At 62.4% G+C, this 21,373-nt stretch carries 19 protein-coding genes and 2 pseudogenes; 14 read left to right on the top strand and 7 right to left on the bottom strand.

Annotated features, from left to right (window positions below; all coding sequences use genetic code 11):
• The first annotated feature begins 538 nt into the window (after nucleotides 1-538).
• The 7 genes from M9890_03670 (at nucleotide 539) to M9890_03640 (ending at nucleotide 4,853) form a co-directional block, all read left to right on the top strand.
• Entirely contained in the window at nucleotides 539-823 is a 285-nt protein-coding gene (locus M9890_03670) for a stage V sporulation protein S (protein MCO5176060.1), read from the top strand.
• A 73-nt stretch (nucleotides 824-896) separates the two neighbouring features.
• Complete coding sequence (locus M9890_03665; GenBank protein MCO5176059.1) at nucleotides 897-1,700, top strand: PHP domain-containing protein; 804 nt, start codon at nucleotides 897-899, stop codon at nucleotides 1,698-1,700.
• Between the two features lie 185 nt (nucleotides 1,701-1,885).
• Nucleotides 1,886-2,524, top strand: a complete 639-nt coding sequence (gene ispD / locus M9890_03660; protein MCO5176058.1) for a 2-C-methyl-D-erythritol 4-phosphate cytidylyltransferase — start codon at nucleotides 1,886-1,888, stop codon at nucleotides 2,522-2,524.
• Nucleotides 2,521-3,012, top strand: coding sequence for a 2-C-methyl-D-erythritol 2,4-cyclodiphosphate synthase (ispF, locus tag M9890_03655; GenBank protein ID MCO5176057.1), 492 nt, complete (start codon nucleotides 2,521-2,523; stop codon nucleotides 3,010-3,012). Before ispD ends, ispF begins: the two co-directional genes overlap by 4 nt.
• Nucleotides 3,000-3,452: a D-aminoacyl-tRNA deacylase gene (gene dtd / locus M9890_03650; protein MCO5176056.1), complete on the top strand. Its 453-nt coding sequence runs from the start codon at nucleotides 3,000-3,002 to the stop codon at nucleotides 3,450-3,452. Before ispF ends, dtd begins: the two co-directional genes overlap by 13 nt.
• Before the next feature lie 13 nt (nucleotides 3,453-3,465).
• Nucleotides 3,466-3,804 carry a hypothetical protein gene (locus tag M9890_03645; GenBank protein MCO5176055.1) on the top strand — a complete coding sequence of 113 codons (339 nt, stop codon included), beginning with the start codon at nucleotides 3,466-3,468 and terminating at the stop codon, nucleotides 3,802-3,804.
• Nucleotides 3,801-4,853 (top strand): hypothetical protein, encoded by a 1,053-nt coding sequence (locus tag M9890_03640; GenBank protein MCO5176054.1) that lies wholly within the window; start codon nucleotides 3,801-3,803, stop codon nucleotides 4,851-4,853. Before M9890_03645 ends, M9890_03640 begins: the two co-directional genes overlap by 4 nt.
• Nucleotides 4,854-4,855: 2 nt before the next feature.
• Here M9890_03640 and M9890_03635 read toward each other — a convergent pair whose 3' ends face one another.
• Nucleotides 4,856-5,722, bottom strand: coding sequence for a polyphosphate kinase 2 family protein (locus tag M9890_03635; protein ID MCO5176053.1), 867 nt, complete (start codon nucleotides 5,720-5,722; stop codon nucleotides 4,856-4,858).
• Between the two features lie 236 nt (nucleotides 5,723-5,958).
• Here M9890_03635 and M9890_03630 point away from each other — a divergent pair, with 236 nt between their 5' ends.
• Nucleotides 5,959-7,743: an AAA family ATPase gene (locus M9890_03630; protein ID MCO5176052.1), complete on the top strand. Its 1,785-nt coding sequence runs from the start codon at nucleotides 5,959-5,961 to the stop codon at nucleotides 7,741-7,743.
• The gene (locus M9890_03625; protein ID MCO5176051.1) at nucleotides 7,743-8,804 is read left to right on the top strand and encodes a LuxR C-terminal-related transcriptional regulator; all 1,062 of its coding nucleotides are present in this window, start codon (nucleotides 7,743-7,745) and stop codon (nucleotides 8,802-8,804) included. Before M9890_03630 ends, M9890_03625 begins: the two co-directional genes overlap by 1 nt.
• 294 nt (nucleotides 8,805-9,098) lie before the next feature.
• On the opposite strand, the gene M9890_03620 is transcribed toward M9890_03625, so the two are convergent.
• Nucleotides 9,099-10,523 carry a class II fumarate hydratase gene (locus M9890_03620; protein MCO5176050.1) on the bottom strand — a complete coding sequence of 475 codons (1,425 nt, stop codon included), beginning with the start codon at nucleotides 10,521-10,523 and terminating at the stop codon, nucleotides 9,099-9,101.
• 215 nt (nucleotides 10,524-10,738) lie between these two features.
• On the opposite strand from M9890_03620, the gene lysA reads away from it, so the two are divergent.
• The 5 genes and pseudogenes from lysA to M9890_03595 all read left to right on the top strand — a co-directional run bounded on the left by lysA (nucleotide 10,739) and on the right by M9890_03595 (nucleotide 15,711).
• Nucleotides 10,739-12,061 (top strand): diaminopimelate decarboxylase, encoded by a 1,323-nt coding sequence (gene lysA / locus M9890_03615; protein ID MCO5176049.1) that lies wholly within the window; start codon nucleotides 10,739-10,741, stop codon nucleotides 12,059-12,061.
• 470 nt (nucleotides 12,062-12,531) lie between these two features.
• Nucleotides 12,532-12,570, top strand: a pseudogene (locus M9890_03610) (hypothetical protein).
• Between the two features lie 495 nt (nucleotides 12,571-13,065).
• A pseudogene (gene rpoD / locus M9890_03605) lies at nucleotides 13,066-13,791 on the top strand (RNA polymerase sigma factor RpoD).
• A gap of 106 nt (nucleotides 13,792-13,897) precedes the next feature.
• Complete coding sequence (obgE, locus tag M9890_03600) at nucleotides 13,898-15,328, top strand: GTPase ObgE (GenBank protein ID MCO5176048.1); 1,431 nt, start codon at nucleotides 13,898-13,900, stop codon at nucleotides 15,326-15,328.
• 125 nt (nucleotides 15,329-15,453) lie between these two features.
• Nucleotides 15,454-15,711: a YggT family protein gene (locus tag M9890_03595; protein ID MCO5176047.1), complete on the top strand. Its 258-nt coding sequence runs from the start codon at nucleotides 15,454-15,456 to the stop codon at nucleotides 15,709-15,711.
• Here the strand turns inward: M9890_03595 and M9890_03590 are convergent.
• From M9890_03590 to M9890_03570, 5 genes are all read right to left on the bottom strand, one after another.
• Nucleotides 15,708-16,802 (bottom strand): L,D-transpeptidase family protein, encoded by a 1,095-nt coding sequence (locus M9890_03590; GenBank protein MCO5176046.1) that lies wholly within the window; start codon nucleotides 16,800-16,802, stop codon nucleotides 15,708-15,710. The two genes, M9890_03595 and M9890_03590, sit on opposite strands and share 4 nt — an antisense overlap.
• Before the next feature lie 126 nt (nucleotides 16,803-16,928).
• Complete coding sequence (locus M9890_03585; GenBank protein ID MCO5176045.1) at nucleotides 16,929-18,464, bottom strand: glycosyltransferase family 39 protein; 1,536 nt, start codon at nucleotides 18,462-18,464, stop codon at nucleotides 16,929-16,931.
• Complete coding sequence (locus M9890_03580) at nucleotides 18,461-19,558, bottom strand: glycosyltransferase (protein ID MCO5176044.1); 1,098 nt, start codon at nucleotides 19,556-19,558, stop codon at nucleotides 18,461-18,463. Before M9890_03580 ends, M9890_03585 begins: the two co-directional genes overlap by 4 nt.
• Entirely contained in the window at nucleotides 19,558-20,499 is a 942-nt protein-coding gene (locus tag M9890_03575; protein ID MCO5176043.1) for a glycosyltransferase family 2 protein, read from the bottom strand. The genes M9890_03580 and M9890_03575 overlap by 1 nt, the downstream gene beginning before the upstream one ends.
• Nucleotides 20,499-21,254, bottom strand: a complete 756-nt coding sequence (locus tag M9890_03570) for a glycosyltransferase family 2 protein (GenBank protein ID MCO5176042.1) — start codon at nucleotides 21,252-21,254, stop codon at nucleotides 20,499-20,501. Before M9890_03570 ends, M9890_03575 begins: the two co-directional genes overlap by 1 nt.
• Nucleotides 21,255-21,373 lie beyond the last annotated feature (119 nt).

Here is a 21,373-nt window from a genome sequence, read left to right as displayed (position 1 = left end):
ACTACTTTGACGTCAGGCTGCGAGCAATGGATGCGATGAGACTATCATCGCAACCTGGGCACCGCAGACGGGGAAGGGCGTCAAATGGGGGATGGTATAGCTCCACGGTAACGGGGCGTTCTTCGCGCAATAACAGATGGTGCTTCACTACAATCGGAGTGGTCGTCGGCTTTGTCGCAAGCTCGACGACGATGACGCAGCGTCGTTGCGCCGTACTTCGATATCCATCTGAGTAGTCTCCCACCGCAAGCCAATGCAGTGACGGAGGTACGGCCTGGAGTAAACGAACAATCACGCACAAGCGCTCATTTCTGCAACGCACATTTCGGTACACCGCTACTGGCACAGAGCGGCGCTGCCGCCCTGATGGAGGAAGTTCATGGATCGGTTCTTTAGCAAGCTGGACCTGCGCGATATCAAAATCGACCCGGAAGCGAAGTTCCCGCCAGACGAAGACGCCTATGTCGAGCCCGAGATCGGCAATCACCAGGCCACATGGGAAGATTCTGATGGTGCTGTCGCGACAACAACGCAGACCATCGTCGAAGTTGAGCAGCGCACCGGTGAGGTGCTGAAGGTATCAGCACGATCGCGACCGAGCGCTGTTGCCGGCGCGATCGCTGGTGTCGTGCGCGAGTCGGGCCGCGCCGAAGTTCAGGCCATCGGCGCTGGCGCGACCAATCAGGCCGTCAAGGCCGTCGCCATCGCGCGCGATTATCTCCAGGAGACCGGTATTGAGGCAGTTTGCCTCCCGGCGTTCATTGACGTGACAATCGACGACGAGGATCGAACCGCGATTCGCCTCATCGTTGAGCCACGCTAGCTTCGACCAGACTGTAATGTCAGCACGCATTCGCCGGGCTGACCTGCACACGCATTCCACCGCGTCGGATGGGATGCTATCCCCCGCCGACCTGCTCCGGCAGGCTCATCGGCGGGGGATTTCTGTCTTGGCACTAACTGACCACGATACGACATTGGGCCTCGATCCGGCGCAGCGGGCCGCCGACGTGCTCGAGATCCGCCTGATTCCCGGCATTGAGCTTTCAACCGACGTCGAACCGGGAGAGATCCATATCCTCGGATATGGGATCGACCTGCATAGCGAGGCATTGCAGAGGACACTCTCCAACCTGCGCGATGCGCGGCGTACGCGCATCGACCGCATGGTGGCGCTCCTGCGCGAGATTGGCATCGACCTTGACCGCCAGGCGATCCAGCCGAACACACCTGGCGGATCAATTGGGCGGCCGCACGTCGCGCAGGCGATGGTGCGAGCCGGGTATGTCGGCTCAATCGGCGAGGCGTTCGAGCGCTACATTGGCAACGGCAAGCCCGGTTATCTGCCATCGCAGCGTCTGTCGCCGGTCGAGGCGATCCATCTGGTGCGTCGTGCCGGAGGTCTGCCGTTCCACGCCCATCCACTGACATCGCCGCACTTTCCCGACAACCTGCCCGATCTCATCGCCGCTGGCCTCGTCGGTATTGAGGCGTATTACGGCGAGTATTCGCCAGCACAGCGGCGCGAGATCGCCGTGATTGCTGCGCAGCATCATCTGCTGGTGAGTGGCGGCTCGGACTATCATGGCGAGGGCTACAAGGCGGGCCGTGAGCTCGGCGGAGTCGACCTTCCGGACGACGTGTTGACCGCATTCCTGGCGGCTCTCGACGATCCAGCGCGATCGTCTGCGGCGCGTTGAACCGCCTGCGACGAGTTTGCTAGACTGCCCCGGACCTCTGGACCATCATCCTCGCTGGACAAGCTCTTGTGCGTTCCGACGCCTCCACTCACGAGGGACGATGCACCGTGACCGACGCAACAGAACAGCCCCAGTCACCATCGCCCACCCTAACCGTAGCGCTCGTCGTCGCAGCGGGATCAGGGATGCGGTTTGGCGATCGCGAGAAGGTGTTTCTGGATCTGGCCGGTCGTCCGTTGCTGCTCTGGTCAGTCGAATGCTTCGCGAGCCATCCAGCCATTGATCGCGTCGTCGTCGTTCTGGGCGAGCACACCATCGAGCGCGGCAGAGCATTGCTCGATAGTGCAGGCAATAGCGACGTCATGACCTGCCTCGGCGGAGCAGAGCGCAGTGATTCGATGCGCGCCGGGCTCATGTGTGTGCCGGATGCCAACATCGTGCTTGTCCACGATGCCGCGCGACCGTTGCTCTCTGAAGCGCTCGTGACTCGGGTCATTGCTGCGGCGCAGACGCACGGTGCAGCGATCCCGGTTCTGCCGATCAGCGACACGCTCCACCGCCTCGGCCCGTCGGGTCAGTCAGCGGGCGTTGTCGATCGGAGTCAGCTCGCGGCAGCGCAGACGCCGCAGGCCGCTCGGCGCGAATGGCTGCTGTCCGCGCTGACTGCTGAGGGCAGTGCGACCGACGAAGGCGGTATGCTCCACGCGGCTGGTTATCCGGTTGCGCTGGTCGAGGGCGACCCGCGCAATATCAAGATCACCTGGCCGTTCGACCTTGCCATCGCGCGGGCGATCGTCGCCGCAACCGCTGAAGGGGCATCATGAATCGGGCTGGCATCGGCTACGACATACACCGCTTTGCACCCGACCGGCGCATGGTGTTGTGTGGCGTTGAGTTTCCGGGCGAGATCGGTCTGGACGGGCATTCGGACGCAGACGCTGGGCTCCACGCCGTGACGGACGCGATTCTGGGCGCAGCAGGCATGGGCGATATCGGCGACCACTTTCCTCCGAGCGATGAACGCTGGCGGGATGCAGATAGCGGCAACCTCTTGCGGCTCGCGCTGGAGGTCGTATTGACCCGCTTCCGGTTGGTGAACGTCGATCTGACGATCATTGGCGAAAGGCCGAAGATCGCGCCGCGTCGGTCCGACATGCGCCTGCGGCTGGCGGAGTTGCTTGACTTGCCGAGTGACAGAGTCAACGTCAAGGCAACGACGAATGAGCAGCTCGGGGCGATCGGGCGTAGTGAAGGTCTGGCCGCGTTGGCCATCGCGATGCTAGAGGAGCGGGACGATTCATGCGAGCAGTAGTGCAGCGGGTGCGCAGCGCATCGGTCGATGTGGCCGGCGAGCGCATCGCCGAAATTGGGCAAGGACTGCTCGTCCTGCTGGGCGTGCATGGGGATGACTCTGAAGCTGAAGCGCGCCAACTGGCGACGAAGATCGCCGGACTGCGCATCTTCTCCGACGAAGCCGGGAAGATGAATCTGGCAGCGTCAGATGTCAACGCCGAGATCCTGCTCGTGTCGCAGTTCACGCTGTATGGCGACGTTCGCAAGGGCAGGCGGCCATCGTTCGTCTCAGCCGCCGCGCCCGATCACGCCTCGCCGCTCGTCGATCTCGTCGCCGAGGAGTTTCGTGGTGCCGGTATCCGTGTTGGCACGGGCGTGTTTGGTGCCGACATGCAGGTCGCGCTAATCAACGATGGCCCGGTGACGATCTGGATCGACTCTGCCGAGCTTCGGCGCTGACAGGAGGCACCGCGTGCCATCTGACGACAACCACCGCGATGACCCGGGCGATGCCCTGCCCGACTGGTTGCGCGAATCCGGCACCGAACCCATCGAGCTGAATCTGCCGGACGATGTTGACGAGGTGGGCGGCATCGATGAAGACGATATGCCGGTTGCACGTCCGTCGGTCTCTGTTCCGAGCGTATCGTCCGTCTGGGTCGCCGCTGAAGCGCCGCAGCCGTCGCCATCCGTTCCCGCCGCAACAACGAGCAGCGCCACCCGGCGACCGTCCGCGCTTGTGATCGCAGGACTTCTTGTCGCGCTCGTCGTCATCGCGTCGATCGGTCTGTACGTCTGGCAGGTCTGGTGAGTCATCTGGCTGTTTCACTGGTCATCGAGGTGCATGAGGATCGGCTCCGGTCGGCTTTGTTCGCGCCGGTCGAGCGACACGAGCGCCTGATTGGCCTTGCAGATTGCCGACGCGAGGATTCGCTGTCATCGACGGTCGAGCATCTCGCCGAAAGCCTCGCCGAGCAGACTGGATTCGAGGCTGCCGAGATCCAGCGCGATCCGATCTTCGTTGTCTCCGGCCTGGACGATCTGCCGGCCGCGTCGGTTCGCATGATCGATCGTCGCCAGACGGTCGCTGCCGCCTGCCAGTCGCTCGCCCAAACGCACGGGTACCCAGTCGTAGCAGTTGAGCACTCCGCTGACGAATCTGAAATTGTCGTAACGAGCGTCGAGCACGGGCAAGTGCCGCTGATCGACACCATCGTGTACACAAGTGACGATGTAGCGGTGCATGACGCGCGACCGAACGCGGTTGAGGCGGTGCGGCGAGCCCTCACGGCACGCACACCCATCCCCGGATTGGTGGTCATGAGCGAGCGCGGCCTGCCGCAACCACACGGCGTCGCGTTGCTGGAGGTTGCAGACATGGCCGTCGACCTGGCATACAGCAAAATCATGGCTGTCGTTGATGCCGACGAACTCCTGCCGCTTGCAGGTGCGCTCGATAGCGCAGCGCTGGAGTCCGTCGTTCAACACGATCTGCTGCCGTATGGCGTGGTGCTGCGAGCGAGCGGCGAAGCTCGTGACGGCGTACTCGCGATTCGTGGCGTCATCGAAAGCGGCGACAACATCATCCAGAGATTCAGCGTCCCGTGGGGCTGTGTTCAGCATATTGACGCGCCCGTCTGGACTCAGGCGCGCGTCAGGCTGGCCATGCTCAATGGCGCGGCTGTCGGCGGCGAAACGCAATGCATGATCTCTACCGGTGCGGGCACTGATGTTGGACGAGCCGGAATATTGCTCGATGCCAGACAGCCGGGTGCTGCCATCCGCCGACCGGATCAGATCGCAGCGTGGCTCAGCGACGCAGGTGCCGTGCCCGCGTCGTCGCAATCATCTCGTCCCTGACATCAGTCGGGAATCACCACTTCGGACAGATCCTCTTTCGATTCTGGAAATTGCGGGTTCATTGCTTCCAGCGTCTGGACGACGGTGCGAGCAATCGCAACGTTGCGGAACCATTTGTGGTTTGCGGGAATGACGAACCATGGCGCGTGATCGGTGGAGCAACGACTGAGCACATCCTCAAAGGCAACCTGATAGTCGTCCCAGAATCCGCGTTCCTTGAGATCGCCGACCGAGAACTTCCAGTGTTTGTCCGGATCATCGAGCCGCGCCTGCAGGCGTTCTTTCTGCTCGTCTTTGGAGATGTGCAGGTAGAACTTCAGTACCGTCGTCCGGTTATTCGCCAGCACTTCCTCGAATTCGTTGATCTCCTCAAACCGCCGCTGCCAAACCTCTTCCGGCACGAGATCTTTGACGCGCACGACCAGCACGTCCTCGTAGTGCGAACGGTTGAAGATCGTGATCATGCCTCTCGCCGGAGTGCGCTGATGGATGCGCCACAGAAAATCGTGGCTCAGCTCATCCGCCGTCGGCGTCTTGAATGACCAGACGCGGCATCCCTGCGGATTTACACCGCTGAACACTCCCCGGATCGCTCCGTCCTTGCCGCCTGTGTCGAGCGCCTGCAGGACAACCAGGAGGCTCTGCTTGTCCTCAGCATAGAGGCGCTCCTGAAGAGCAATCAGCCGCTTGGTGAGCTTCTTCAGCTCCTTCTTTGCAGCCTTCTTGTTTTCGACATCGCCAGTGTCGTCCGGGTCGATCGAGTCAAGCTTGACGCGCTCTCCCGGAGTGACACGATATGGCAGGTCAGTCGGGACGACCGCTTCATCAGATGCGGACTGTGCTTCTTCGCTCTGTTTGGCATGCGTCATGGTGTTCTCCTGTCTCGGTGGCCCGGTGCGTATCGGTCGGCCGGCACAGGCCCCGATGATAAACGATCACCCTGATCGTCGGATTGAGGCACATAGCTGGCTGGGCATGGCGGAATGCGGGGTTGATCTGCGCGCGAGCATCCGAAACCCGACGGAACGTGGCATAGTCTGTCCGTATGTCTGAAGATTCTGCAAGACCAGCCGCTCTATTTGTCGGACGCGACCGTGAGCTTGCCATGCTCGAAGATGCATGGCGGCTCGCAAAGGGCGGCCGGAGCCGGTTTGTGCTCGTGGGCGGAATGATCGGGATCGGGAAGACGACGTTCGTCCGCCAGTTTCTTGCTCGTCACCCGGACGCGCAGGCGATAACCTGCACCTGTTTGGAGCTGGTGGGCGCGCCTGCGCGCTCGATCTGGCACGACCTGCTGTCCGATTCTCGACACCATCACGCGTTGTCAGCTCTTCAACCGCCGACCATTTCCGGCTACGACGACGAAACGACGGATGCCGTCGTCGCCTGGTTTGAGCAGGTCACACAGATACAACCGACCATTCTGTTTATTGACGACCTGCACTGGGCCGATGCCGACAGCCTGACCCTGCTCCGCCGCGTTGCTGTGCGTTTGCGGGACGCGCCGCTGCTGATGATCGCGACCTATCGGGATAGCGGGCGCGACCAAACAAGCCCGTTCCACTTGCAGTTGGCTGCGCTCCTCAGGGAGACGGATGTAACGCAGGTAGTGCTCCCGCCGCTCGACGAGCAGGCGATCAGTCGAGCAATTGCCAACGCGTTCCCGCTCACGCCTGCTGATCTGAAGCGCCTGTCGACCTATATCCAGCGCTATGGGCAAGGCAACCTGCTCGCGATACACGAGCTGCTCAACGCACTGCAACGTGAGGGGATACTCGCGGCGGGCGACGGCGTGAACTCGCATTGGCGACTCGGCGATCTGAGTCGAGTCGTCGTTCCTCCAACCGCGCACTCGATTGTGGATGGGCTTGTGGCGCGCACCGGTGACGCCGGCAAGGCGCTGCTCGAAGTGGCCTCCGTCTTCGGCCATCAGGTGCGCGCAAGTCGGTTTGCGCTCTGGCGCGAGTTAGCCGGTCTTGACGAGCAGATGTTTCGTGACGCAATCGAACGCTCTCTGGCAGTTGGCATGCTGGTCGATGGCAATCACGGCAGCATTGAGTTTGCGCACCCGTTGGCGCGTGAATCCATGCTCATGACGCTGGCCGGATCGCGCCGTATGGAGCTACATCGTCGCATCGGCGAATATCTCTCGCAGGTCGCGGACCCTGAAGTTGAGGAGGTTGCACACCATCTCTACTCGGGGCGACATCCTGCGGCGCTGGATTGGCTGCTTCGCGCCGCAGAGCGTGCGCAGGCCATGGGGGACTGGACGACGGCTGCACTGCGCCTTGAAGATGCAGCCAGACTGGCGCGTGTGGTTGATGGGCAAGCGCTCGCCGCCGGCTGGATGACGTATCGCGCAGCCGTCCTGTTACGCTTCACCGACCTCAGCCGCGCGATCAAGCTCCTCGAATCCGCCAGAGCGCTTGCGCTCGACATCGGCGATGTCACACTGAGCGCCGGGACGCGCTACCATCTCGGGTTTCTCAAATGCTGGGATGGGCAGATTGCCAGCGGTCTGGCTGAGATGGCCGCCGCAATCACCGACATCGAAGCGCTGAGCGAGCCCGAATTCACACGCTTGCAGTTGGTTGAGTCTTTTGGGTCGCGCGAGTATGGTGAGCATCGCGGAACGTTGATTGGCTGGTATGCCCTCGCGGGTCGCTACCGAGATGCGCTGGAGCTTTCCGCTCCGTTTGTGGAGAGTCTGATCAACACGTCAACCAGCCAGCCGAGAGCGAGCCGGAATCCGGTCGCAGATGGATACGCCGGGCGCGCGGCAAGCCAGGCGATGCTCGGAGATCCCGATCGCGCAGTCGTGTCTTCGATTACGCACAGGAGGCGTTTGCGGCTGTCGGCAACAACGTGCAGGTCGGCTGGACCTGCCTGATGGAAGTTCATCCCGTCGTCATGCCGTACGCCTGCGACAGCCGTGCTCGCGTCGCTGGCTGTTGCCACGCGATTGAGATGGACGACACCGTCAATCTGCCGGGAAACGTCAGGCTCTCAGACGTCGCAACGATGTTCGTAACCATGAACGATGGCGACTGGCAGACAGCTCGCGAAGCCGCAGAGCGAGTGTATGCATCGGAGCCGCTGCGCTGGATAGCAGCACCTGCCCTCGCCGAGATCGCTATACATAATGGTGACAACGAGGCGTTCGCCCGGATCATCGTCGCGGCAATGCCAGCCGGTCCGGCCACGGAGCCCGGCTCGAAGATCTACACGACGAGCGTGCGGCTCATCCAGTTGGCAGTGCTCGATGCCATGTTCAGCGGCGATGCGGGCGGCGTTGCCGCCTGGATTGCGGCACTGGAGCGCTGGCTGACCTGGAGTGGAGCAGCCGTGGGGCAGGCCGAGCTTTCGATTGCGCGCGCGATACAGGCGTTTATGACCGGTTCGATGGGCGACGTTGAACTGTTCTCGCGGGAGGCGATCCAGCAATCGTCGTCACCACGGCGGCCGACGATGCTGGCCACTGCCAAGCGCACGCTTGCCCTCGCGCTGATGGAACGCGGCCGCGTCTCTGAGGCGCACTCGGAGGCGGAATCCGCGCTGGCCATTGCGCGCAGCTGCCACAACCGCCTGGAAGAAGGGCTCTGTCTGCTGCTGCTCAGCGAAGTTCAGCGGCGGCTACTCTCGGCAGATCAGGCTAATCAAACGCGTGAGTCCGCTGTCACCATCCTCACCGCGCTCGGCTCAGTTGCGTGGCTTTCGTTTAGCGAGCACACACATATTCGAAGCGAGGCGACGCCGCTTCCGCAGCTGACTCGCCGCGAGATTGAGGTGATGCACCTGGTGGCCGATGGTCGGACCGATGCCGAGATCGCAGCGTCGCTCGACGTCAGCCGCCGAACCGTCACCACCCACCTCTCGTCGATCTACGCGAAGCTCAAGGTTTCGTCGCGAGCTGCCGCAACCCGCATCGTCGTTGAGCGTGGGCTTATCTGACAATCCCACGTTCCGAAATACGTACTTTCTACGATACATGACAGCGCTGAAATCCCGTACTGTTGGGCGGAGGATTCTTTCGCGCACTAGCGCCGGGAGAATCCTTGGCGGACACACAACGATGTGCGTCCGTTGCGCTAGAGGAGTGGTGATTTCTCACCGCTCTGCTGCGCCGCCCGGCTTGGTCGCGCCTTCGGGACGTTGCGCGGCCAGTATGTAGAGGTCCGCCGAACAGCGGTCAGGCGGACCTCATCGGGATTATTCAGTAGTTGGATTGCACGCGCAGCCTGACGATCAGCCGCCCGCCGAGAGCGTTGTGCCTGGCTCAGTCATCTGCGACGGATCAAGCACGCGATCGAGCTCTTCGTCGCTGAGATCGGTTTGCTCCTGGGCAACCTCACGGATTGTCCGACCGGACTTCGCTGCCTCCTTCGCAATCGCCGCCGCTGCGTCGTAGCCAACGATCGGAGCCAGCGCAGTGCCGATCATCAGCCCCTTCTCGACCATCTCCGGGCCGCGGGTCGTCGCAGTCAGCCCGTCAATGCACTGCTCGGCGAAGTTGGAGCAGCTGGTCGCCAGCAGCTCGATCGACTGCAACAGGTTGTAGGACGCCACCGGCATCATGACATTCAGCTCGAAGTTGCCGGATTGCCCAGCGATGTTGATCGTGACATCGTTGCCAATCACCTGAGCGCAGACCATCGCGACCGATTCGGCGATCACCGGGTTGACTTTGCCCGGCATGATCGACGAGCCCGGCTGAACCGCCGGAAGATCGAGCTCACCAATGCCGGCTCGTGGGCCGGAGCCAAGCCAACGAATGTCGTTCGCGATCTTCAGCAGCGACACTGCGATCGTCTTCAGCGCACCGCTGGCGGCCACGACGCCATCAAGCGTGCTCTGCGCCTGGAAGTGATTTGTCGACTCAACGATCTCGACGCCAGTTTGCTTGGTGATGAGCGTGCAAACACGCTGGGCAAACTCCGCGTGTGTGTTGATGCCGGTGCCGACCGCAGTGCCGCCGAGCGCGACTTCGCGCAGCTCGCTGATCGCCACATTCGCGCGGGACTTGCTGCGCTCGATCTGCCCGGCGTAGCCGAGAAACTCCTGACCGAGGCGGATGGGTGTCGCGTCTTGCAAGTGCGTTCGGCCAGTCTTGACGATCGGCATCAGCTCTTCCGACTTGGCCAGCAGCGACGCGTGCAGTCGATCGAGGGCGGGCACCAGATCTTCGACAATGGCTGCCAGTGCCGAGAGATGGATTGCGGTCGGAATGACATCGTTCGACGACTGCCCGGCGTTGACATGGTCGTTCTTGTGAACCGGCGTGATGCCGTTGCGCTGCTCACCGAGAATCTCATTCGCACGTGAGGCGATGACTTCGTTGGCGTTCATGTTGGTCGAGGTGCCCGAGCCGGTTTGGAAGATGTCGAGGATGAACTCATCGTCCAGCTTGCCGTCCGCAACTTCCGCAGCCGCCGCGACGATGGCATCAGCCAGGTGCGAATCAACAAGTCCGAGGTCGTTGTTCACCTGTGCGGCTGCGCCCTTGATCTCGCCGAGCGCGCGGATGAAGCGCCGTGGAAAGCGGAGGTCGCTGATTGGGAAGTTGGTATGAGCGCGCATCGTCTGAACGCCGTAATACGCCTCAGCCGGGACGTTCAGCTCACCAAGAGAGTCGCGTTCGACTCTCGTATTGGAAGTGGTTTCCTCCGCCATATCGTGCATCTCCGCTCACTACTCGAATCGGCGACCCTCTGCAGTCGTCGCCATCCAGTAGTGTACGAAACTCCTGCGGAGCGCTCTGAAATCGCAAGTGACGGTATACTGCTGCGCACTTTGCGAGAATTGAACGCAGCAGGCGGCGATGGATGCCGCCGCCGGACGAAATGGCGGTCCGGCTGTTTCAAGCATGGTGCGGCGAAGGGGGATTGATGCTCTGGCCCACGACGGCGACTCGGGATGAGAATGGTTGCCTCGCAATTGGCGGTGTGTTGCTGGACTCGCTCGCCGAGACATATGGGACCCCGCTGTATGTGTTCGACGTGGCGACAATCCGCGAGCAGTGTCGCCGCTATACACAGTCGTTTGCCCGTGCCTGGGATCGCCCTCGTGTTGTCTACGCCGGCAAGGCCGGTCTGTCGCATGCGCTGCTCCAGATCATCGCTGAGGAAGGGTTGTGGCTGGATGTCGTGTCGGGCGGTGAGCTTGCCTATGCCCTCGCCTGCGGATTTCCGGCTGAGCGCATCCACTTCCATGGCAACAATAAGACGCCGGATGAGCTGCAGCTCGCTCTGGAATCCGGCATCGACACGATCGTCATCGACAACTTCGACGAGATTGCATGGCTGGCGGAGCTGACCAGCAATCGCGCGACACCGCAGGCGGTGCTGATTCGGGTCAATCCCGGCATCGATGTTCACACGCACGATTATCGCAAGACGGGAATTCCCGATTCCAAATTCGGGCTGGGAATCGAGAATGGGCAAGCCGCCGAGGCCGTGGCGCGCATCACAGCGATCCCCGGACTGAAGCTGAACGGCTTCCATGCCCACGTTGGTTCGCAGATTTTCGAGATCGACCCGTTCGTCGACACGGTTGAGACGCTGTTTGCCTTCGGCGCGCAAATGCGCGACGAGCATGGCATCGAGATCGAAGAGATGAGCCCCGGCGGCGGCCTCGGCATCCCCTATGAATTGGAAGATCCGGACTCACTCGTTGAGGAGTACACCGCTGCAATCGGTGCCTGCGCCCGCGAGTGCGTAGTGCAGCTCGGGCTGCCCACGCCGGTGCTGACGATCGAGCCGGGCCGGACAATCGTTGGACAAGCTGGCGTTGCGCTTTATACTGTGGGATCCCGGAAAGAGGTCCCCGGCATTCGGACCTATGTGTCGGTGGACGGGGGCATGGCGGATAACATTCGCCCGGCGCTGTATGGAGCGGCGTATACTGCGGAACTCGTCGGAGCGCCGAACGACGGCGATCTGTACCCGGTCACGATCGCTGGGAAATACTGCGAATCCGGCGACATCCTGATCGAGCGAGTCGACCTGCCGAAGCTGGCTCCTGGTGACCGATTGGCGATCCCGGCGGCTGGAGCCTACTGCCTGGCGATGGCCAGCAATTACAACCAGGCGTACCGTCCGTCCGTTGTATTCGTAGAACATGGAGAAAGTCGGTTGGTCCAGCGCCGTGAGACGGTCGAAGACCTGCTGCGGCGGGATGTCATCGGCGGCCCACCACCAGCGTCCGCATAACTGAACCGACTACAACACCGAAGGTCACACTCAATTCGCACCGCCCCAGGTAATCCCAGGGAGAGCACCCGTGCCAGACGACATCCTTCGAGCCCCGCAAGCCGAATACGCCACAGAACCGATCGGCATCACGTCCCGCGCAGGATGCGCGGGCGACCAGCGCTGACGTTCGATCTGACCTCGTCGAGAAGATCGTCGCAATGGCCGTCAGCGCGGGCCACCTGAGTTGGGATGATCTGAGCAAGGAGATGGATCCGGACGCTGACCCCGCAACCCTTGACGCCATCGAAACTCGATTGACGGAGGTGGGTATCACTATCACGCGCGAGAGCCAGCCCACGGATGATTCAACGCCGCCCGAATCCGGCTTGGTCGAAGTTGAGAAGACGACGAACTCGCTGGACGCATTGTTTGAGACGCGCCTTGCCGATATCGATCTATCAGGCGTCAGTCTGGACGACCCTGTTCGCATGTATCTGCGCGAGATCGGTCGCGTGCCGCTGCTGACCGCCGAGCAGGAAGTTGACCTCGCGCGAGCAATGGAGCAGCGAGATCATCTTGTCCGCGTTGCGCATCAGATCCACGAGGGCAACGTGGATGGCGAAGAGCAGAGCATCGCCTCGACGATTCACAGCTCCACCGAACAGATCGCTCGGTCAATCTTCTTCACATTCACCGAGGGTTGGCGGTTCGTTGATGTCCTCTTCGCTGAGGCGTATCCAGATCAGCCTGCCACAACCAAACCGCGCATGCTGGCAGCCGTGCTGCCTGTCACCCAGCTACCTGAGGCGCTGCTGAAATCGGTTGCAGACGGCTTCGGGATGACCACCGATGCGTTGGAAGAAGAGCTTCGGCGTCGCCGCGTCGAATGGGAGCTGCTGCCGCGCGAAGTTCAACAGCGCATCGAAGCGTCTGATGCCACCCTCGATCAGGAGGAGGCGGTGGTCCTGCTGACTGCCACCTCGTTGCAGCTCGCCACGACCTATTCCCAGATGATCGTGCGCGGAGATCTGGCACGCGGCAAGCTGACCGAAGCAAATCTGCGGTTGGTTGTCAGCGTGGCCAAGAAGTATGTCGGTCGTGGCATGTCGATGCTCGATCTGGTCCAGGAGGGCAATCTCGGTCTGATTCGGGCAGTCGAAAAGTTCCAGCATCACAAGGGCTTCAAGTTCTCGACCTATGCCACCTGGTGGATTCGGCAGGCGATCACACGCGCAATCGCCGATCAGGCGCGGACGATCCGCATACCTGTTCACATGGTCGAGACAATCAACCGGCTGATTCGCACCTCTCGTCGGCTCCAGCAGGAGCTGGGTCGCGAGCCGACCTCGGATGAAATCGCCCGCGAGATGGATCTGACCCCGGAGAAGGTCCGCGACATCCAGAAGATCTCGCAGGAGCCAGTGTCAATCGACATGCCGATCGGTGAGGAAGAGGATTCCAACCTCGGCGACTTTATCGAGGACCAGAAGGCGCTAGCCCCTGCTGATGCCGCCTCGCAGCAAATGCTCAAAGAGCAGATGGAGAGTGTGCTCAGCCAGCTCTCGGACCGCGAGCGGCGCGTGCTGGAGCTGCGGTTCGGTCTGGAAGACGGGCGCAGCCGCACGCTCGAAGAGGTCGGCAAAGAGTTCGGCGTCACCCGCGAGCGCATCCGGCAGATCGAGGCAAAGGCGCTCCGCAAGCTGCGCCACCCAACAAAGTCGCGGCAACTGCGCGACTATCTGGAGTAAGCCCGTCCGCACAAGCAGAGACAGGTGCAGGGTGGCCGGTTGTGGCAGGCTTGTTGCTGCGGCAGGTGCCCGCACATTGGAGCAGTGCGCTAAAGGAGACTAACGGTTGCTCGTCGATCGTGCACGCATTCGAGTGACGGCAGGGAACGGCGGCCGTGGGGTCGTGTCGTTCCGCCGCGAGAAGTTCGTCCCGATGGGCGGGCCGGACGGCGGTGATGGCGGTCGCGGCGGCAACGTCGTGCTGCGCGTCGATCCGCAAATGGCGACGCTTCTGCCGTTCCAGTACACCTCGCACTTCCGCGCCGGGCATGGCCAGGCCGGTCGCCATCAGAACATGTATGGCAAGACTGGTGAGACGGTCTACGTTGACGTGCCCGCCGGCACGATCGTCATTGATGATGAGACCGACGAACCGATCGCCGACCTGATCGAGCCAGACGACGAGCTCATCATCGCTCGCGGCGGCAAGGGCGGGCTGGGCAATGCCCACTTCACGACGTCCACGCGGCAGGCGCCGCGGATTTCCGAGCTAGGCGAACCGGGCGAAGAGCGCTGGATTCGGCTGGAGCTCAAGCTGATCGCGGACGTTGGGCTGGTTGGCTTCCCGAACGCGGGCAAGTCCACGTTGCTGGCTGCCGCCAGTGCCGCCAAGCCGAAGATCGCCGATTATCCGTTTACGACGCTGGAGCCAAATCTCGGTGTGGTCGAGGTTGGTGGACGCCGTGGCGATACATTCGTGCTGGCTGACATCCCTGGGCTCATCGAGGGTGCGGCCGAGGGCGTTGGCCTGGGTCACGAGTTCCTGCGCCACGTCGAGCGAACCCGCTTGCTGCTGCATGTAATCGACGGTTCGGGCGGCATGGAAGATCGCGACCCGATTCAGGATTTCGACATAATCGATCAGGAGCTGCGCGCTTATTCGGACGAGCTCGGCGATAAGCCACGCTTTCTGGCGATCAATAAGATCGATCTGCCGGATACGCAGGTGCTCATGCCGTTGCTCCACGAGGCACTTGATGATCGTGTTGAGCGTGTGTTCGAGATCTCCGGCGTGACCGGCGAGGGCGTCAAGGAAATGATGTTCGCGATCTACGAACGCCTGCGTGACATTCCGAAGTTGGCCGATCTTGTTCCGCCGGAGACCCGACGTGTGTACACACTCGAAACGGAAAACGAGGACCTCTGGGAGGCTGAGCGCCTGTCACGGCATCACTACTCCGTTACCGGCCGCAAGATCGAGCGCACGCTGGCGATGACGGACTTCGCCAGTGATGATGCAGCGGATCGCTTCCAGCGCATTCTGGAGGCATCAGGCATTTCCGCCCAGCTCGAAGCGCTCGGCGTTGAGCCGGGCGATACCGTTCACATCGGCGATGCCGAACTGATCTGGGATCAGGCAGCGGTCGAAGACGACGAGCTGGATCGCGAGCGCCGCACCCATCGCCAGCGTCTCGAAGACAGCTTCGAGGGCGAGATCGTGAAGTCCGGTCACCGCCGACGCCAGAAGGGCCGCACTGCACAGCAGCGGAAGCGCTAAGCGCGGCTTTCTGCAAATCTCCGGCGGTTCCGTAACAGTCAACTTGATATGATTCAAGTGTCGGTGTGGACTATTGCCCGCCGACGCTTCTCTATGTTGAGCCTGATTACAGTAAGGTGCCGCTTGTGGCGCTGATCTTCGACATTGCGGCGACGTTTCTCCAGATAATGACCTATGCCATTATCGGTCGCGCACTGATTTCCTGGGTAGATCCACAGGGTACGAACCCTATTTCGCGCTTTCTCAATGAACTAACTGAACCGATCGTTGGCCCGATCCGGTCGGTCGTTCCGCGTATTGGCATGATCGACATCTCGCCGATCTTCGCCATCCTGCTCCTGCAGATCCTGCGCCAGATGCTGGTGCGGATGCAGATCGGCTAGTAGTGGATTGAGACTGCCGAGCCGATCGAGAGGAAGTTCCAGAACCAGGCGGCATCCTCGGGCATCAGGTTGACGCAGCCGTGACTCCGGTCATACCCATACTCCCACGGATCGCTCCAGTAATTGGCGTGCAGCGCGAACCCGCCATCGGCGAAGTACTGGACGTGCGGCACATCCGAAATCAGATACGACTCGGCATCTCCGGCGGCGATGCCGGTCGTTGAGCTGTCGAGCGTGTCCGACTCGACGCGGCGAAAAATCGTGTAGGTGCCGGTCGGCGTCTCGAAGCCCGGCTTGCCGGTGATCGTGATTGCCGCGTACACCGGTGTCGAGTCGACATAGGCGATTGCGTAATTGGTCGTCAGATCGACATCTACCCAGTGACCAGAGTACGTCTCGTCCGGTGTCGGTGCTACAAATGGCCCCACCGTCGCTGCCGACAGGTAGCTCCCCGACCAGGTTCGGTACCAGACGTCTGTTCCGCTGGCCATTTCTCCGATCTCGGCACCGTAAAGCGTGATCGGCCACCCGGCGAGCAGCTCGGTGACAACCGGTGCATCGGTTGTTGGCGCTGAGCGCACATTGGCTGATTCCGGCAGGACCATCGCCATCACACCGCCGTCGATCGTGTGAATCGCGTCTGCCCAGATGCCAGAGTGGAGCGCGTCGTCCGCAGTCGCGGCACCCGCCAGATGCAGATCGCTGCTCTCGTCCGACTCGTCGACTTCGTCTTCCACGACGTCCGCTTCTTCAAAGTCGGCCTCGATGATGTCGTCTGCAGGCTCATCACTCTGGACGACTGTGGCGATTTCCTGAACGGGAGCGGCCTCTGTCGGCTCCGGCGTCGGCTCTGTCTCAATCTGTGTTGTCGCCGTTGCGGTCGACGGAAGCCGCTCAACCTGCGTCTGGCTCAGGCTGCGACGAGCGGTTGGTGTCGCCGCCGAGGTAGCAGGTGTGTTCGTTGGGATTGCGACCAGCGCCGGAGTCGTCGGTGTTGCGATCGCAGTGTCATTGCCCTGCGCCGAGGTGCGATAGAGCAACGCTCCTGTGACAATCAGGAACACTACCAAGCTAACGACAATGCCCCGCATCCGCCGCGGACCCCCTTCAAGAAGCGTACGTACGTGTACGTACAGGAGTAAGCCACAGATGCGTGTGATTGAAAAGGGGCGACATCGGACGTAGTCGTGACCATTGGGCACGACGACAGGTCAGCGCTACCAGCCTTCCGGCATCTCAAACAGGGTGACGCGGACGCCCGTCACCTTGTGGTCGTACAGAACGGTTCCGGTCGACATCAGCCATGATCTCAGGGTGTCGTCCGGGTCTTCGGCGGGTATGCGGTCTGTAGACTGCACGAACCAGATGCGTTGCGCGCCCGCTACCTGATCGTGAATCTGCTGGATCATCAGGTCACGAGTCAACCACTTGACCTTGAAGGTCGGGATCGTGGCTACCGGATACTGCTTCAGGAGCGGCTCACGTTGGGAGTAGTAGTCGAGCGTCGTGAGTATGTAGCCGGGGTGGACAATGATGACGTCACCCGGTTCACCGCGCCGGGCGATGTCGGCGTAGGCTGAGCGCCAGTCCTCTTTCACTGCCGAGTAGGTCCGGTTCACGTCGCGGATCGGTTGCCAGGCGAACGTCACAAGTGCGAACACCGCCAGCACGCCAAGCACCCAGCCGCGTCTGGATGCCAGCGTGGCCGCCACTGCTGCCGCGACCAGAATGAGGTAAGCGGGCAGAGCGACGATTGCATAGCGGTCGGAGAAGACCGATTGCCGCAGCGACACTGCCCAGAGTCCCACGATCGGGACGACGACGAGCAATCCAACGAGCAGCCACCAGCGCTGCGGCTGGCGTCTGCGCCAGAGCACGTAGACGCCGCTGATGGCCAGCAGGGCGTACAGCGCCGCGCCCCAGCGCTCAACGTCTGTCGTCGATCTGTTCACCGCCATCTTGATGCTGAGGATGCTGATGGCGTCCCAGATACCGACGGTCGGCTGCCAGGTCGGGGCACCGCCTCCTACGACACGCATGGCCCAGACGGCGATCGGCAGATACGGCAGCGTTAGCGCCGCCGCTGCCAGCAGCCAGCCGCGCTCGCGTCCGCGCCACTGGCGACGGTTCAGCACGACGTAGAGCGACTGACCGACGAACACCAGCACGGTCGCGACGTGGAGGTAGAACATCGCGGTCGTCGCCAGAACGTAGCCGATCCACCAGAGTGCGCGGTTGCGGGCGAGTGCCTCAACCAGCAAGAGGCTCGACGCCACCGCCGCCAGCACGACGAGCGTGTACATCTTCGCTTCCTGCGAGTACCAGAGATGATACGGCGAGATGGCGAGGAGGCCGGCTGCCAGCAAACCGGCGCGGTTCCCGGCTACTCGACGGGCGAGGATGTACAGCAACGGGATCGTCAGGACTCCCGCAACAGCCGACGGAAATCGCACAGCGATTTCCGAGATTCCGGCGACCCGAATCCAGATCGCCAGCATCAGGTTGTAGACCGGTCCGTTCTCCCCGGCAGCAACGAAAGTATGGATCACCTGATCGAACGGTCGCTGGGCGCGCACCACAACGTCGACTTCGTCGAACCAGAGGCTTTGCCGACGGAGTCCGGTCAGCCGCAACCACGCACCGATCGCGATGATGATGGAGAGCGCAAGGTAGTGCAGCAGTGTCGCGTGGGCCGCGATCGCCTCTTGCAAACGTGTGCGTTGCCCAGTGTCCGGTCGGGGGATCGCCGTCATCGACGGTCGCGTTCCCACTGGTCGATGACTGACCGATACAGATCGCCGTGCGCGCTGGCAATCACCGACCAGTCGAAGCGCTCCGGCAGCGGCACCGCGGCGAATGGTGACGAGAGCGCCGACTCGATCGCGTCCCACAGTTTGCCGGTATCGCCGCGCGGGATCGAGAGCAATTGCGGCAGCGATCCGAGGTCGCGAAGCGCCTCAGCTCGTGGAGGGGCGGTGGCGATGACGGGCCGCCCGGCCTGTAGCGCTGCCAGCAGCGAGCCACTCCGCAAGCTCGCGCCGCGCTGGAACGGCAGCGCAATCGCGCCGACGCTCGCCAGTGCGTTGCTCGCGTCCTGCGCGGACAGGTAGCCGGTCTGGTTGATGGTGACCTCGTTCTGTCCTGCCAGCCGCTCGATATCGGCCAGCGCCACGAGGTCATTGTTGGGCGATGGCGTACCGAGATCGCCAATGAGCAGCAGGTTCGGTCGGCGACGCGAGTCGATCAGTCCGATTGCCTCAATCAGCTCGACGATGCCTTTCGCCCGGCTGGGAAAGCCGAAGAAGCCGACCACGTTCATGTCCGGCGTTGCTGCGGTGTCCGGTGCCGGCAGATTCGGCCCGATCGGGATTTCGACAACCTCGATGCCCGCGTTCGTCAGCGTTCCCGCGTCGAATGGATTGGTCACGACGACCTGTGACGACGTGCGCGCCATACGCAACATCGTGAATCGCCGAATGAATGAGGCCTTCGGAAACAGGTACGGCGGCCGCAGATCGTGGAACGTTGTTATGACCGGGTACGACTTCCGCAGCATCCACGGCAGCATGTTGGTCGAGGGATGCATGTCGAACGCGCCGGATTGGTATTGAATGTGAATGACGTCAGCGCCTGCGTGCCGTGCAACGCGCCCGACACGACGCGCCGCGCGCCAACCCCATTTGCCGTATTCGACGACGTGCGGGCTGCCGCCGCTCGCCGGTGCATAGGCGGTTGCGCCGATGCCAGCCTGGCTCAAGGCACTGCGCAAATTGTCCGTGTAATCCCCGACGCCGCCCGGCGTCGGAGGATACTCGCCAGTTACGAGCAGCACGTGGGTGCCCGCCATCAACCGCCTCCCCGGCGTTGTGGGCCGCGCCGAAGCGCGTCCGCATAGAATCGCATCCGCGCGCGCCGCAGATCCCGGCGATGACCCAGTAGCCATTTCGCTGATTCGCGCAGCAGCCGAATGGCGTAGTCCGTCCGAATCCCGATGCTGACCAGGCGTGCCCAGGTCGCGCCAAACAGCCTCTCGGTTAGCTGAATGCGACTGTCGTCGAACTCGCGCAGGCGGCGGGGCAAATCCTGTGATGCACTGGCGCTCTCGTGATGGACGATTTCAGCCGCAGCCACGTAGCTAGTCCGCCATCCGTGTTGTCGCAAACGCCAGCACCATTCGACTTCCTCAGCATACATGCGAAACGATGGATCGAATGCTCCGACTTGCTGAATTGCAATCTTTCGCACAAGCACTGCTGCGCCAACCACCCAGTCGACCTCCTGATCCACGTCGTCGGCACTATCTGCCAGATGGTAATCGCGGGCCACAGGATTACCCGGCCACCACTCTTCAACGATTGAGCTCTCGAAAAGTGGCGTGTAGGGCCGCGGGAAGGTTCGACGACTGGACTGGGTCGTGCCGTCCGGGCGGACCAATCGCGGCCCGGCGATGGCGAAGTCCGGGTGCGCATCCAGCCACGCGGTCAGCGTGGCAATCGCTCCGACTCGCACGACGGTGTCCGGATTCAGCACCATCACCATCTCGGCGTCGCTGACGGCGATGCCGACGTTTGCGCCCGACCCGTAGCCATCGTTCGGTGCCTCAATGACCTCGATCGCCGGGTCGAACGCCCCGGCTGCCTCGGCGCTTCCGTCGCTACTGGCGTTGTCAACGACGATGATGCGCGCCAGCTCGCCTGCCGCCTTCGAACCGATCAACGAGGCGAGACATTCGAGTAGCAGATCGCGCACGTTATACGAGACGACGACCGCGTCGACTTTGCCCGCCATCAGAACGCTCCGCGGCGACATAGCCAGACCCACCGAACCTGCTCGATGGCGAGCGCGGTTGCCAGGAACAGCCCGATGATGCCGTCGCGATAGCCGTGCAGCTGGACGAAGCGGCGAACAAGCTCGCGAACCGGCGCTGAGAGAAAGGCACGGCGGCGCGGCACGTGTCCTTCGGAGACAGCCTGCTTGGCTGCGCGTTTCGTATAGCGACGCTGCTTCGCGATGAACTCGGCGCGGGTTTCGTAGTTAAGGTGGATGAGCGGTGTCGCCAGATCGACAGATCGCCCCGTCGATTCGACCACCTCATGAACCTGCCGTCGCGCATCGTAGGCCGCCGCGCCACGCCTGAGCAGGCGTGTTTGGTGATCGGGCCACCAGCCACCGCCGCGTAATGCCCGACCGAACACGATGTTGCGGCGCGGGATGCGGGCTGTAGTGACGTCGTTCGCAACACCGTCCAGAACCGCCAGGAGTTCATTGCAGCCATCCGGTGTGAGCCGTTCGTCGGCATCGAGAAAGAGCACCCACGGCGTGTCCACCATGTCCAGCGCAGCGTTGCGCTGATTCGCGTAGCCATCGAACGGTCGAGCCTCGATCGCCGCACCAGCCTCCTGAGCGATCGCGACGGTGCGATCCGTGGAGCCGGAGTCGAGGACGAGGATCGCGCAGTCGAGCCGCTGGAGGGAAGCGAGGCAGCCAGACAGGTGCTTCTCCTCGTTCAGCGTCAGAACGATGGCGGTCAGGTCATCACGCATCGTCGGATGCCGAATCGCTGAACGCGTGGCGGATGCGCGCGTTCGCCTCGCGCAGTGCGTCGTTCGCCCCGAAATCGCGCAGCCGCGTTCCTGCTGCGACTATTGCAGACGCAAGGCAA

It is taken from the genome of Thermomicrobiales bacterium, from assembly GCA_023954495.1.
Taxonomy (GTDB): domain Bacteria; phylum Chloroflexota; class Chloroflexia; order Thermomicrobiales; family CFX8; genus JAMLIA01.
Note: the sequence above shows the minus strand (reverse complement) of the source record. Positions and strands in the feature narration are given on the sequence as shown.